The sequence below is a fragment of the Roseivirga seohaensis genome, assembly GCF_001592945.1.
Taxonomy (GTDB): domain Bacteria; phylum Bacteroidota; class Bacteroidia; order Cytophagales; family Cyclobacteriaceae; genus Roseivirga; species Roseivirga seohaensis.
This window is the reverse complement of record NZ_LRPB01000034.1, coordinates 212,320-226,791: the sequence shown is the minus strand read 5'-3', so window position 1 is coordinate 226,791 and position 14,472 is coordinate 212,320. Positions and strand designations below refer to the sequence as shown.

The 14,472-nt window shown below is 38.1% G+C and carries 10 protein-coding genes; 6 read left to right on the top strand and 4 right to left on the bottom strand.

Annotated features, from left to right (window positions below; all coding sequences use genetic code 11):
- Positions 1–14: 14 nt before the first annotated feature.
- The 4 genes from AWW67_RS11060 to AWW67_RS11045 all read right to left on the bottom strand — a co-directional run bounded on the left by AWW67_RS11060 (position 15) and on the right by AWW67_RS11045 (position 3,999).
- Positions 15–917 carry a DMT family transporter gene (locus AWW67_RS11060; protein WP_062301782.1) on the bottom strand — a complete coding sequence of 301 codons (903 nt, stop codon included), beginning with the start codon at positions 915–917 and terminating at the stop codon, positions 15–17.
- A gap of 93 nt (positions 918–1,010) precedes the next feature.
- Entirely contained in the window at positions 1,011–1,712 is a 702-nt protein-coding gene (locus tag AWW67_RS11055) for an HAD family hydrolase (protein ID WP_062301780.1), read from the bottom strand.
- A 102-nt stretch (positions 1,713–1,814) separates the two neighbouring features.
- Positions 1,815–3,266, bottom strand: a complete 1,452-nt coding sequence (locus AWW67_RS11050) for a Gfo/Idh/MocA family protein (protein ID WP_062301779.1) — start codon at positions 3,264–3,266, stop codon at positions 1,815–1,817.
- Positions 3,267–3,441: 175 nt separating this feature from the next.
- Entirely contained in the window at positions 3,442–3,999 is a 558-nt protein-coding gene (locus AWW67_RS11045) for a toxin-antitoxin system YwqK family antitoxin (protein ID WP_062301778.1), read from the bottom strand.
- A 295-nt stretch (positions 4,000–4,294) separates the two neighbouring features.
- On the opposite strand from AWW67_RS11045, the gene AWW67_RS11040 reads away from it, so the two are divergent.
- The 6 genes from AWW67_RS11040 to AWW67_RS11015 all read left to right on the top strand — a co-directional run bounded on the left by AWW67_RS11040 (position 4,295) and on the right by AWW67_RS11015 (position 14,373).
- Positions 4,295–6,958, top strand: a complete 2,664-nt coding sequence (locus tag AWW67_RS11040) for a hypothetical protein (protein WP_062301776.1) — start codon at positions 4,295–4,297, stop codon at positions 6,956–6,958.
- Positions 6,959–6,969: 11 nt separating this feature from the next.
- Positions 6,970–8,601: a mechanosensitive ion channel family protein gene (locus AWW67_RS11035; protein ID WP_062301775.1), complete on the top strand. Its 1,632-nt coding sequence runs from the start codon at positions 6,970–6,972 to the stop codon at positions 8,599–8,601.
- Complete coding sequence (locus AWW67_RS11030) at positions 8,579–9,736, top strand: cystathionine gamma-synthase (RefSeq protein WP_062301774.1); 1,158 nt, start codon at positions 8,579–8,581, stop codon at positions 9,734–9,736. Before AWW67_RS11035 ends, AWW67_RS11030 begins: the two co-directional genes overlap by 23 nt.
- 273 nt (positions 9,737–10,009) lie before the next feature.
- Positions 10,010–10,387 (top strand): hypothetical protein, encoded by a 378-nt coding sequence (locus AWW67_RS11025; protein WP_141655438.1) that lies wholly within the window; start codon positions 10,010–10,012, stop codon positions 10,385–10,387.
- A 372-nt stretch (positions 10,388–10,759) separates the two neighbouring features.
- The gene (locus AWW67_RS11020; protein WP_062301773.1) at positions 10,760–13,918 is read left to right on the top strand and encodes a WD40/YVTN/BNR-like repeat-containing protein; all 3,159 of its coding nucleotides are present in this window, start codon (positions 10,760–10,762) and stop codon (positions 13,916–13,918) included.
- 119 nt (positions 13,919–14,037) lie between these two features.
- On the top strand, positions 14,038–14,373 hold the full coding sequence (locus AWW67_RS11015) for an SPOR domain-containing protein (RefSeq protein ID WP_053224474.1): 336 nt from the start codon (positions 14,038–14,040) through the stop codon (positions 14,371–14,373).
- The last annotated feature ends 99 nt before the right edge of the window (positions 14,374–14,472 follow it).

Below are 14,472 nucleotides of genomic sequence, written 5' to 3'. Positions count from 1 at the left end.
CTATTCTTCTCTTTCTAGGCCTTAGCCAATTTGGGTTGTTTTTTCTTATACAATGCAAAAACATTACCTACAATAAGCATTAGCATTCCAATAATGGTGTACTCCGTAATTATAAACCCTTCGAAAATAGTAGAAATAATAACGGCAACAACTGGAACTACAACGATGGTGTAAGCTGCCTTTCCTGCTCCAATTTTGCTGATAAGTGTGAGGTACATATTAAAAGCGATGATTGAGCCAAAAATCACTAAATACAGAAGTGAAAATATGTAAGATCCAGACCAGTCGATGGTAAATGGCCTGCCGAGCGCTACGGCAACAATAAGCATTGCAAGGGCTCCGTAAACCATAGCAAATGCTGTGGATTGCATTACAGGGATTTTCAATTTTGAATTATAACCCGAAGTCACATTTCCAAGACTGGCAATCATTACTGAAGAAACGCATAGAATTAACCCCGTGAATGATCCATCTGCGGCTGTAAATGCCATTAACTCCCTTTTAAAAATAACCATAGTGCCAATTACACCGAACAGTGCTCCAATGAATACTTTAGGTATAATGGGTTGTTTTAGGAATATAGAACCGAAAATCATATTGAAGAATATGATAAGTGAAAACCCAACAGCTACTAGTCCGCTTGTTAAGTATTGTTCAGACTGATAGACCAACCAATAATTGAAGCCATGGAGAAGGATGCCTTGCAGGGCGATTCTTAAATGAACCTGCCATTTGAAGGAAAGATTTTTCGACCTGATTTTGCAATAGGCCAAAAACAGCAAACCAGCCAAAGCAAACCGATAGCTTACTGACATTATTGGATCAACACTACCCAGTTGAAAAGTGATGACATACCAAGTAGAGCCCCAGATAAGCGCTGGTATAGCAAAAAGCACAAAATTATTCGATTCCTTCATGAGATTTGAAAGCCCGAATTTAGCGAGATGGTTCAGTTTTCAGTTGCTGGATTACTAGTTTTTTTTCAAGTGGATGAGAGGAGTGGAGCTCGCTTATTTTTTGTTTAAATAAGCTTTTAAATCAGCAATACTATCGAGTTCATAAAACGAGAAATCACCAATGGTGTGTTTGTCAATTTTTTCGTGTACCCAAGTATCGTGAAAGGGGATATGAATGGCATGCCCACCAATTTCGCAAACAGGAAGAATGTCTGATTTTAGTGAATTCCCGATCATAAGAAAATCAGACGGACTGATTTGATAACGGTCTAAAATGGTTCGGTAGGTAGATGCGTTTTTTTCGCTAACAATTTCAATATGATCAAAGTAGTCGGCTAAGCCCGATCTAGCAATTTTTGTTTCTTGATCCCATAAATCCCCTTTGGTAATCACAATCAGCTGATAATTGTCTTTGAGCCAGTCGAGATTCTCTTGAACTCCAGGTAATACTTCAACAGGGTGAGTAAGCATTTCTTTACCCAAGTTGATTACATTTTGTATATCGGCACCGGTTATTTTATGCTGTGTTAGTTCAATGGCCGATTCGATCATGGAGAGCATAAAACCTTTTATTCCGTAACCGAAAAGCCTTAGGTTTTTTAACTCCACTTCGTAAAGTTGATGCTCTAAATTGTTATCAATTTCAAAGTACTTAGAAAGAATAGTTTCAAACTGAAGTCTGGTTTTAGTGAAGATCGGTTCGTTTACCCAAAGCGTGTCATCGGCATCAAAAGCGATGGTTTTAATGTGCTTCATTTAATTTTTATCTGGCGGCAATATACTGTTCATAATGAAAAATGTCTCCATTGAAAAGCGATTGCCAAATCAGTGGAGACATTGAATAATTTAAGGTGTGTTTTACCAACCTGTTCTATACTCTCGTTTTACGTATTGATTGGCTTCATCAAAGTTGGTAACCCTCATGTTTTTGGCATCCCAATGCAACCTCTTTCTGCCATGGTATTTTGTTCCTCCCCAGAAACCTTGGTTTTTTGCATTTGGGTCTACTTCAAAATATGCTTTTAAGGCAAGGTTTCCTATAAGAATACTTTCAGTGAATGGCCCAGCGTAGTCAAATGAAGAACTTGTTTCAGCGTTTCCGTACCCAGCTATACATGCGTTTACCCACTGTAAATAGTGCCCTTCAGGAACTCTAGCAATAGTTTCTTTTACCGATACCTGCTCATTTAATGATAGAGGGAGTAATCTCGGGTTAGCGCCATAACAATCCGCTAAAAGCTTTCCTTTAGTTCCTATAAAGAGTACTCCACCATCCCAATTACCAAATGCTTCATCATCACCAAGCTCTTCTGGTCTTTCGGGCATTATGCCTCCGTCCATCCAAGCAACTTTTATATTTCCTTTGCCATCTGTTCTTGGGTAGTTTAAATGAATTTTACTTGCTGTAGGAAAGCTTTTTGGGAAATCGAGTGTTTCAAAATTAGCTTTGAAAGCATCAACAGCGCTACATTCAACTTGGTCTGGATATAGAATTGGTAGAATTCTATACACAGGATCCATAATATGACAGGCCATATCTCCTAATGCGCCAGTTCCAAAATCTGACCAGCCTCTCCAGTTAAATGGTAAGTAAGCATCATTGTAGTCGCGTTTTTCGGCAGTGCCCAGCCATAAATCCCAATCTAATTCTTTCGGAATATTATCTTTTCGGGTAGGCGTTGCCAATGCCATAGGCCAAATGGCTCGGTTTGTCCAGCATTGCACGGTATGGACTTCGCCAATTAATCCGGCATCATAGTATTCTTTTATCTTCCGAACACCATCTCCCGAAGCGCCCTGATTTCCCATTTGGGTAACTACCTTGTACTTTCGAGCAGCTTCTGTCAATTGCCTAGCTTCAGCAATATCGTGGGTAAGGGGTTTTTGAACATAAACATGTTTGCCTAACTCCATAGCCGCCATGGCCTGCACCGCGTGCATATGGTCCGGAGTAGAGACGGACACAGCATCAATGCTGTTTTTGTTTTCTTCCAGCATTTTGCGGTAGTCTTTGTACATTGGCGCATCTGGGAAATTCTTTACAGACTCCTTAGTACTTCTCTCGTCTACATCACAGAGGTAAGCTATTTTTACATTCGGGCTTTTGGCAAAAGAGGCTAAATCGCTTGTGCCTTTTCCTCCTGCTCCAATCCCTGCTATATATAAAGTATCAGAAGGCGCTACAAAGCCTTTGCCTAATACATGTCGTGGAACAATAGTAAATGCGGCTCCTGCAAAGCCTAATGTTTTAATAAAGTTTCTTCGGGTGGTAGAGGTTGAGGGCTCCTTTTTTTCTTCGTTAGCTGACATAATTAAGGTTTATATCTAAAAAGTATATTTTGAATCCCTTGAATTTATGAAATCGAATTGAAATTGACTAAATGATTGTACAACATTGTTTAAATAGAAAACCGAGATTTGGGAGTTAAACAAAACAAAAAAGGCAGCTTCAATGGCTGCCTTTATACATATTTAGGGTGAAACCTTATTTTATTTCTATTAGAGTATTCTTTTTGTCTTCATCCATTATTTTATACTGGGTCTGATTCAGGATGAAAATATTCTCACTTGTTTCAAGTATTTCGTTTGAGGCGCCAGTGAAATAGATAATCCCTTTGTCGAATTTTTTTGTTTTATGCTTGCCTTTTTTTAACTCACCTATGGTAATGTTTTCAACTATTTCACCTTGACCATAAGCATTAAGCTTTACATCGAATTTCGCTCTAATTTGCCCGTTTTGATAGTACTCGGTAAAGTTGCCATATAATTTACTCATATAATAGGTGCGCTCACTTTTGACTTCGCCATCGGGGAAAAACTCTTTGGCTACACCATTTAATCGGCCATCTAGTACGGTATATCGAAATTTCAATGTTTCGTTCTCGTAGTAATCTACAATGTCGCCATTAAATATTTTGTCTTTAAAAAAGTAGACTCCATCCTTATATTCAATTTCGTTAATCCTCACAGAATCAGCTAGTTTCTCATTATTGAATGAGGTAAACGATATTAAGAAAGTTAAAACGAAGGTTGCTATTTTCATGTACTAGTTGTGTTAGTTTGCTTCAAAACGATTTCAAAGATACTTTACTATAAAAATCAAGCCAAACTTTAGTGAAAATCTTTTTGAATAATTTCGCCATTTCTTTTCACATACAGTGTTTCGAAATAATGAATGTCAATAATTGCTAGACAGTAATTAAAATGAAAGGGTTGGAATGGAGTTAGATTATTAAGGCAAAACACTATCAGCTTCTGATTCTATTTAGAGCTTACACTTGAGTGATACTAGAAATGTGTAATTTCGCCTGATTTCTGAAATTCAAATATTACTGTTCTTGAAAACGAAAACCTTACTTGTTACTTTACTCATTTTGGTTGTGTCTGCGGCAGTCGGCTACATCTATTTTTTTGAGAAAGATGGCGACACCGAAATACAAAAATTGATACCCGCCAATAGTCTTGCGCTAATAACGATCGATAATGTTTCGAACGCTATCGATGAGTATTCAGATTTTCCATGGTGGGACGAGGCAAGTTCTTTGCCTTTTATCAATGCGCTCACCGAAGCCAATACTAAAATCGATTCATTGGTAAAGGCTGGAGTGTTACAGTCTAAAATCAATGAAAACCCTGTTTATGTGTCTTTTCATTTGACTTCAAACAACAGAATCGAACCGCTTTTCTTCATTGGTTCAGATGGTTTTGAATGGTTGCCTACAAATATTAAGAAACTGGCCAATCTATGGTTCAATAAGGAATTACTATTTGAAAGCCGAATATTTAACGAGAAACTCATTTACGAAGCAGATGTAAAGCAGTCTAAATGGGGTTTTATAAGCTTGGGCAATTACCTGGTGATTTCTACAAATTCAGTTTTGCTAGAAGATGTAATACGTGCTGAAGAAGATGAATCTAACCGACTGGTTAAATCAGAAATGAAGGTTGATGAAAACCAAAAAGGAGTGAATTTATTACTCAATACAGACCGAATTGGAAGGCTCAAAAATGTGTTTACAAGTAGTACAGAGCCTTCTCGAAATCAACTCAAAGGACTGATAAATATTACCGTAGAGCCGTCAAATGAAGGACTTACTTTCAATGGTATTAGTGTTACAGGACAAAATTTAGACCAACGTTTGCCTTCCAATGCAATTGTTAATGTTGAAAATTTCATACCTAGTTCTGCAAGTTTTGTTCGTTGGTTTGGACTTGAAGAAGGCCAGAATTCTTCGCTGAATGGCTTTGATATTACATCTTTTCAAAAACTTCAAAATTTCGAAGTGTGCGAGGTGAATATTGTACTTGGATCAAACACCATGTCTCAGGTGCTTTTATCTGAGGTTTCTGATGTGTCAGAAATATCGAAAATGCTTGAAAATATTTCGAAAGCCAGCAGGGCAGAAGGTGACACCTTGTTTACCGAAAGTTTTATTAATAACGAGATTAGGTTTGTGAATGATGGTCAGTTTTTGGCCAAAACATACGGAGAGCGATATCAGAAATCAGGCAAGCCATACTATGCTTTCTTTAATAATGTAATGCTCATTAGTGATAATATTGATGCCTTAAAAACGGTTTTAATTGATTACGATGCTGAAAACACATGGGGGCGAATTCCTGAAAAAAGAAGGTACTTAGATAACCTGGTTCAAGAAGCCAACATTACACAACTCAATAATTTTGAATACTATTTAGACCCGCTCGTTAATTCCTTTAACCCTAAATGGAAGGCCTTTTTTAAAGAGCATATTCAATTGTTTTCTTCATTCGATAATTTCAATTTTCAAATCAATGAGGCTTCTAATCGATTGATTGTGAGTGCAGAACTTACTTTTAACGAGTCGGTGAAAGGCACTGTAGCTCGAAATACCAATAGCAGTACGGAGCCAGTCAATCGCGAAGTTGGACTGAATTTAGTGACCAATGCTTATGGAAACAGTAAGCTGATTACTAAGCCGTATATCGTTAAAAACCATGTCAATAATGAACAGGAAATCGCTTTCCAAGATGAGCTGCATCAACTCTATTTGGTAGATAGAACGGGCAATATTTTATGGAAGAAACAACTTGAAGGAAAAATTAATGGGGCGATTGAGCAAGTGGATTTCTATGCAAATCGTAAGCTTCAGTATCTGATTTTCACCGATTCTGCAGTTCATTTAATTGATAGAAATGGAGATGACGTAGAGGGTTTTCCTGTTCCATTTAACACGGAACTTCCTGTGGTTCAATACTCAGTTGTAGATTACGATAACAGTAAAAATTATAGATATGCTACTACGGATAGAAGGGGTAACGTTTATTTATTGAGTAAAGAAGGTGAAATGCTGGAAGGCTGGGCGCCAAAGGTGATAGGTTCTGCATTGCGTGCTGCACCAGAGCATGTTAGAATTAGGGGAAGAGACTGTTTTGTAATTGTAGAGACTAACGGAAATGTGCATCTGTTGAATCGTAGGGGTGAAGAATACCCAGGTTTTCCTTACAATACCGACAAACGAATTTCTGGAGACTATTTTATTCAACAAGGACCGTCCTTTAATGAGTCGTATATTAAGATTTTGAGTGAAGATGGAGAATTGCTCTCCCTTGATTTCAATGGAACTGTTAAAGGGCGAAATCAAATGGTTAAACCTTCAGTATCTAGTCGTTTTATAGCCGTAAGAGATAAGTTGAATACTGGACTATTAACTGTAAGAAAAGACAATAATCAGTTTACTGTGTTTGATGAAAAGGCGCAGCGCAAATTTGATCATGACTTTAAGGGCCAAGGAGATTGGGTTTTTGAATATTATAATTTCAGAAACGACAGTGAGTTATATGTTGCTCAAAATCTAGCCACTGGAGATCTGGTAATTCTAGATGATCAAGGCAAAGAGATATTTTCTAAAGAAGCTTTTTCTACAAATCCAGTGGGTATTCTCTACTATCAGAACAAAAGAGAATATGAGCTTTTTGTTAATTTCGACAACCAAATGGCTATTTATACATTTACCAAATAGGTTAAATCACCATGAAATTATTTTTTTCATTTCTATTACTAGTTGCAGTTTCAGGAGTTTCAGTAGCTCAAAACGACAGTTTACCCGATCGTTTTAACTCTCCTTACGATGCCATTCTGAATCACCTTAAATATTTGCAAGAGGATAATTACAATCCTGCTCAAGCCGCAAAATCTTTGCGACAAGCAGATATGTCTCAAGAAGAAATTGAGAACGTGGCAGTAGAGCTAAAGCAAATATTTGATGGCTCTGGTAACTATGTTTATTTAGACGATGTTCCGAAAAATCCTGATTATTTAGACAGCGCCACCATGAAAAAGCGCTATGTTCTTTTTAGCGAGTTTCCAGATATTTATGTTCAAAAGGAAACAGAGGGTTGGTTCTATTCGGGTAAAACGGTTCAAAGTATTGACCTAATTCATAAGTCGGTTTATCCTTTTGGTACAGATCGCCTTTTGAATTTGTTGCCGAAATTAGGCTCTAAAAAGTACATTGGGCTACACATGTGGCAGTTAATCGGTGGTCTAATCATTATTACTGTTGCTTATGTATTGCATTTGCTACTCACAGTGTTATTGAGGGTTGTTATTTTCCGATTGCTTCATAAGTACGGAAAGGTCGATTTGGCGAATAATCTCATATTGCCCGTGGCAAAACCTTTTAGTTTGGTTATTGTATTTGCTTTCGTAAGTATTCTAATTCCAACGCTACAATTACCCATTGCTATTTCTAAATACTTGATTTTAGGAGTAGGTGCATTACTTCCGCTTTTCGCTACCATGTTCTTTTATAAAATGGTGGATGTTTTGGGAGCATACATGAAAAAAGTAGCAGAAAGAACACAAAATACCCTAGATGACCAATTGGTACCATTGGTGCGGAAGATTTTAAAAACATTTGTGATCTTGGTGGGAATCATGGCCATACTTGATGGGCTTAAATTCGACATTTGGCCTTTAATCACAGGTTTGTCCATAGGAGGATTGGCAGTAGCCTTAGCTGCTCAAGATACCCTTAAAAACTTCTTTGGTTCTGTTATGATTTTCATTGACCGCCCATTTCAAATCGGAGATTGGATTACTTCTGATGATGTGGATGGAACAGTAGAAGAAGTAGGTTTCCGTTCTACGCGTATTAGAACTTTCAGAGATTCATTAATGTATGTACCGAATAGTGTGATTTCTAACAGAACTGTAGATAATCATGGTAAACGTCAATTCAGGAGGTACTTCACCAAGCTGGCCATTACATACGATACTCCAGCTGATTTAATCGAAGTGTTTGTGAAAGGGGTAGAGAAGATTGTTTTGAACCACCCTCATACTCGTAAAGATGCATACAATATTTTCCTCAATGATTATGGAGCTTCTTCCTTAGACGTTATGCTTTATATTTTCTTTAAAGTGCCTACTTGGAATGAAGAATTAAGGTGCAGACAAGAGGTAATGTTAAGTGTAAATCGTTTGGCTGAAAAACTAGGAGTGAGGTTTGCCTTCCCAACACAAACACTTATGGTTGAACAATTCCCAGGAAAGCTATCTTTAACACCTAACTACAACCAGAGCAAAGAGGAAATGCACAAAGAAATGGAAGACTTCTTTGCTAAAAACGAAATCAAGGATGGAAAAGGAGGTAAGCAATAAATTTGGGACTAAGGCGGTTCATGCTGGAGTAAAGCCTGACCCTGCCACAGGCGCCATCATGACACCCATTTATCAAACAACAACCTATGTTCAGCGCTCCCCAGGCGACAATTTGGGTTATGAATATTCAAGAACGCAAAATCCTACCCGATCTGCTTTACAACAGAGTATTGCTGCGCTAGAGAATGCAAAATATGGCTTGTGCTTTGGCTCAGGAATGGCAGCAATCGATGCTGTAATCAAACTTTTAAGCCCAGGTGATGAAGTAATTGCTGGTGATGATCTTTATGGTGGAACCTATAGAATTTTCACTCAAGTATTCGCCAAGTATGGAATCAAATTTAATTTCATCTCTTTGGAAGATGTATCGAATATTGAAAAGCATATTACTCCAAATACTAAATTAATTTGGATAGAGACGCCTACAAACCCTATGATGAACATTATTGATATCAAAGGAGCTGTGGCAATTGCCAATAAATATAAGGTTATGCTAGGGGTGGATAACACCTTTGCAACCCCTTACCTTCAGAATCCATTGGATTTAGGTGCAGATATTGTAATGCATTCTGCAACTAAATACTTATCGGGTCACTCAGATGTAGTGATGGGTGCTTTGGCTACTAATAACGATCAGTTAGCTAAAGATTTGGCCTTTATTCAAAAGTCCTGTGGAGCTGTGTGTGGCCCGCAAGATTCATTTTTAGTGTTAAGGGGAATCAAAACTTTGCATTTGCGTATGCAAAGGCATTGCGAGAATGGCGAGAAGGTGGCCACGTATTTGGCTGCTCACCCGAAAATAGGCAAGGTATACTGGCCTGGTTTTGAAAGTCACCCAAACCATGAGGTTGCAAAAGAGCAAATGACAGGTTTTGGCGGTATGATTTCTTTCGTTTTTAAAGAGGATAATCAACAGCAAGCTTTTAGAGTATTAGAAAGGTTGAAATTATTTGCTTTAGCCGAATCTTTAGGCGGTGTAGAGTCGTTATCTAACCATCCAGCTACAATGACTCATGGGGCCGTTCCTAAGGAAGAAAGGATGAAAGTTGGACTGTTGGATTCATTAATTCGATTAAGTGTTGGAATTGAAGATATAGAAGATTTGATTAAAGATTTAGAGCAAGCCTTGGCTTGACCAAATATTATATCAGTGAAATGGCCTGCTTCAAGCAGGCTTTTTTGTTAGTAGTACTTGATTCGGAATATTATTCTGTTAATACTTCTTAATATGCGGGTAATAAAAATATTATACTTTTTTTCAGCCAAATCATAAACTTTTGTTGACCTTTGTCGTCATATAGAGAGTAAGAAAAAACAACAAACAAACAGATAATTCTTACGATCTGACACTTAAGTGAAAAAGAGTAGAAAAGTGAAGAAAAAAACAGAAAAACAACAAACACAGGTCATGAAACAAGCATTAAAAAAACAAAAAACGCTGTCCGCCTTTGTGGCATTTGGTTTAGCAGCAGTAATTACGCTTTTCGCAGCTTCAAATTCATTTGGAGTTCCTTCTCACGAAGACATTTCAGACATCGATGCTAGAGTTGATATGGAGCTTTTAGCAGAGGCAGTTGCTGAAATTGAAAAAGACATGTACTCATTCGATTTCGAAGTTGACGACATTAGACACATTAAGGTGTTCAACGCTGATAATAAACTTGTAGGTGAGGTGTCATTAAAAGGTAATGAAGTAATTGAGGATAAAGACTTACAGGTACTTGTAAATCGCTCAGAGTTCCTTTCGAACTACGGCACTACCGCTATTTATAGAATTTCAGAATAAAGTTAGTAGTATATTTAAACATAGTTTAAAAGCTAACCAACTGGTTAGCTTTTTTTGTTTGTAAAGCGTAGGTTTATAGATAGTTGTGTCAAGCTAAGGCTCGTTTTAAGTAAGGGGTTAGGCTTCATTTCATACTCTACACACAAGTATTTTCTTTAGATATTCAATTGCTTACTCTTTATTAATTAAGAGAGTAATACTCTTTAGATGTCCTTTCTTTGAAAGATTATATGGTTAGTCTTTTAAGTATATTCAGGTGTTTCCATTCATATAAAATGTGAATTGATATCTCAGTTTTTCATTTGTTGTTTTTATCTTTTGCTCATGAGCAAACCGTCAAAAAATATATGACGGAGAACAAAAACCACAACTATGAACAGAATAAAAACTACTATCAACCATTTTGGCTTGTTGGTTCTTATCGGTTTGGTGTTTTTTGCCTTTGATACGCAAGCGCAAAGAAACCGAAAGAATTCACCGCCACCACCGCCTAAACAAGACCTTCAGGCACAAATCTACAACGATATTCAATGGCGCTCCATAGGCCCTTTTAGGGGAGGGAGAGCCTCTTCAGTTACTGGTGTTCCAGGTAAACCGAACCTCTATTATATGGGAGCCACCGGAGGAGGTGTTTGGAAAACAGAGAACGGAGGAGAAACCTGGGCGAATATTTCTGATGGTTATTTCGGTGGTTCTATTGGAGCTGTTGCGGTAAGCGAATCAGACAATAAGGTGATTTATGTAGGGCAAGGAGAGCAAACTGTTAGAGGTAATGTGTCTTCTGGGTTTGAAGGCATGTGGAAGTCTACAGATGCTGGTAAAACATGGCAGAACATTGGTTTGAAAGACGGAATGCATGTGGGGCGTATTAAGATTCACCCAGAAAACGCTGATATCGTTTGGGTAGCAGTTATGGGCGATTTGTTTAAATCGTCTGAAACAAGAGGTGTTTATAAAACTACCGATGGTGGTAAAAACTGGAAACGTGTATTGTTTGCAAATAACGATGCCGGAGCGGTAGATATAAGCCTTGACCCGAATAACCCTGATTTTATGATGGCCAGTACATGGAGAGTGAGAAGAACACCGTATAGCCTCACTTCAGGAGGAGAAGGTTCGGCAATCTATAAGTCAACCGATGGTGGTGAAACTTGGACGAACATCATAGAAAACCAAGGTATGCCAAAAGGTCCAATTGGAATTAGCGGTGTTGCTATTTCTCCAGTAAACCCTAGTCGTGTTTATGCAATGATTGAAGCCAATGATGGTGGGGTGTATCGTTCAGATGATGCTGGCGAAACTTGGCGAAAAGTAAACTCAGATAGAGGCTTACGCCAAAGGGCATGGTACTACACACGAATTTATGCAGATACCAAAGACGTTGACAAACTATATGTATTGAATGTAGCTTACCATACTTCAACCGATGGAGGAAGAACTTTTAGAGGCCGAAATGCACCTCATGGAGATCACCATGATTTATGGATTGCTCCTGAAGACAATCAAAGATTAGCCATAGCCGATGATGGAGGGGCGCAAGTTTCTTTCAATGGAGGAGATGCTTGGTCTACTGATAACAATCAGCCTACGGCTCAATTTTATAGAGTGACTACCGATAACCATTTTCCTTACAGAATTTATGGTGCACAACAAGATAACTCTACAGTAAGAATTAACCACAGGTCTTTTGGTGGAGCAATTACCGACAACGATTGGGAAAGCACTGCCGGAGGTGAAAGTGCTCATTTAGCGCCAGACCCAAAGAATCCAGAGATTGTTTATGGAGGTAGTTATGGTGGGCTTTTAATTCGTCAAGATCACGCTAAAGGAATAAGCAGAAATATAAATGCTTGGCCAGATAACCCAATGGGGCATGGTGCAGAAGATTACAAGTACCGTTTCCAATGGAACTTCCCAATTGTATTCTCTCCAAATAACCCGAACAAGCTTTATACAGCTTCTAACCATTTACATGCCTCTACAAATGAAGGGCAAAGTTGGGAATTGATTAGTCCGGATTTAACAAGAGCAGAACCAGACAAGCTGGGTAAATCAGGTGGGCCGATTACTTATGACGATACATCTGTGGAGTATTACGCAACCATTTTTGCGGTTACTGAATCGCCTTACGAAAACGACTTGATTTGGACAGGTTCTGATGATGGTTTAATTCATGTAACCAGAGATGGAGGTAAAAACTGGGAAAATGTAACTTCACCAGATATGCCTAAATACTTAATGATCAATAGTATTGATGCTGACCCATTCGTGAAGGGTGGTGCTTATGTAGCTGGAACACAATACAAATTAGGGGATTACCAGCCTTATCTATATAGAACAAAAGATTACGGCAAAACATGGACGAAAATCACCACAGGTATTCCAAAAGATTATTTCACAAGGGTAGTTAGAGCCGACCCTAAACGAGCGGGGTTACTTTATGCAGGAACAGAACGCGGTATGTTCATTTCTTTTGACGATGGAAACTCTTGGAAACCTTTCCAAATGAATTTACCAATTGTGCCTATTACCGACCTCACCATTAAAGATGATAACCTAATTGCAGCTACTCAAGGTAGGGCGTTTTGGATGATCGATGATTTGACAATTATTCATCAGCTTTCAGATGAAGTAGCTTCCAAATCAGTACACATGTTCAAACCAATGGACGCTTACAGAATTAGTGGAGGTTTCCGATTTGGTAGAGGAGGCGGATCAGGTGGTGACGCCAGTCTGCTTTATGGTGAAAACAAACCAGGTGGTGCGGTAATCTATTACAACGTGAAAGAAGCATTAGCGAAAGGCACTAAAGTTTCTATGGAAATTTACCGTAATGGTGAAAAAATTGAAACCGCTACTCTTAGACCAGAAGTTGGGTTGAACTCTTACAACTGGAATATGATGTTCGAGAATGCTGAGAACTTCGAAGGCAATATCATGTGGGCTGCATCGCTTCGTGGTCCAATGGCGCCTCCAGGAGAATATACAGCAAAGTTGATTGTAGGAGATGAGGTACAAGAGCAAAAGTTTAAACTTTTGGCCGACCCTCGTTATGGCTCAACAGATGAGGAATTGGTTCGCCAGTTCGATTTCTTAATTACCGTTAGAGATAAACTGACTGAAACGCACAGAGCGATTAAAGACATAAGAGAAGCAAGGTCTCAAATGAATGACCTCATGTCTAAAATCAAAGGTGAAGATCGCTATAAAGAAGTAGTAGAGGCAGGTAAAGCCTTAATGGAGAAAATGACAAAGATTGAAGAAGCGCTTTATCAAACCAAAAATGAATCAGGTCAAGATCCTCTGAACTTCCCAATTAGGTTAAACAACAAGCTTGCTGCATTAAATGGCGTAGTCGGAAGCGGACATTACCCACCAACAGCTCAGGCGGAAGAAGTTCGTGTTGAACTTACCAAGCAAATAGATGCTGAATTAGCCAAGTTGAAAACCATCATGCAAACTGATTTACCAGCCTTTAATGATTTAGTAAAGCAGAAGTCTGTTGATGCTATTGTGATTAAAAAGAAGTAATACAAACAAGACGTTTTTCCGTCTTCATTACCATATTTGAAAATTAAACCCGTTATTTATTGACGGGTTTTTTTATTAATTTTTGAAATAGTTATTTTTATCAACAGAAAACAACGCTTATGAAAAAGATATTAATGCTAATGCTGTGTTTTGGGTTATTCGCTCCATTTGCGGTGAGTGCTACCGATGTTAAACCTGATGAAGTAAAGGTGGCCAAAAACTTTATTATTGTAGTAGGGCAGTATCCAGCCAAAAGCAATGCTGACGATTTGCTTAAAAAAGTAAAACCTGACTATAAAGATGCGGGTATTTTTTACGATGATGCTGAAAAGAAATACTACGTGTATATCGAAACCTATTACTCTAAATCTGGTGCAGACTATGCCGTTTGGTGGATGAAGAAAAACCGTCCAACATTACCTAAAGTATGGGCAAAGACCATCGAAGTTGAGTAATCGTACTAATTATTAATTTCTTTTTTAAAATAATCATCCGATACAAAGGTCAAGTTTACGCTTGGCCTTTTTTATTTACAAGAAAATAAATTCATCAAA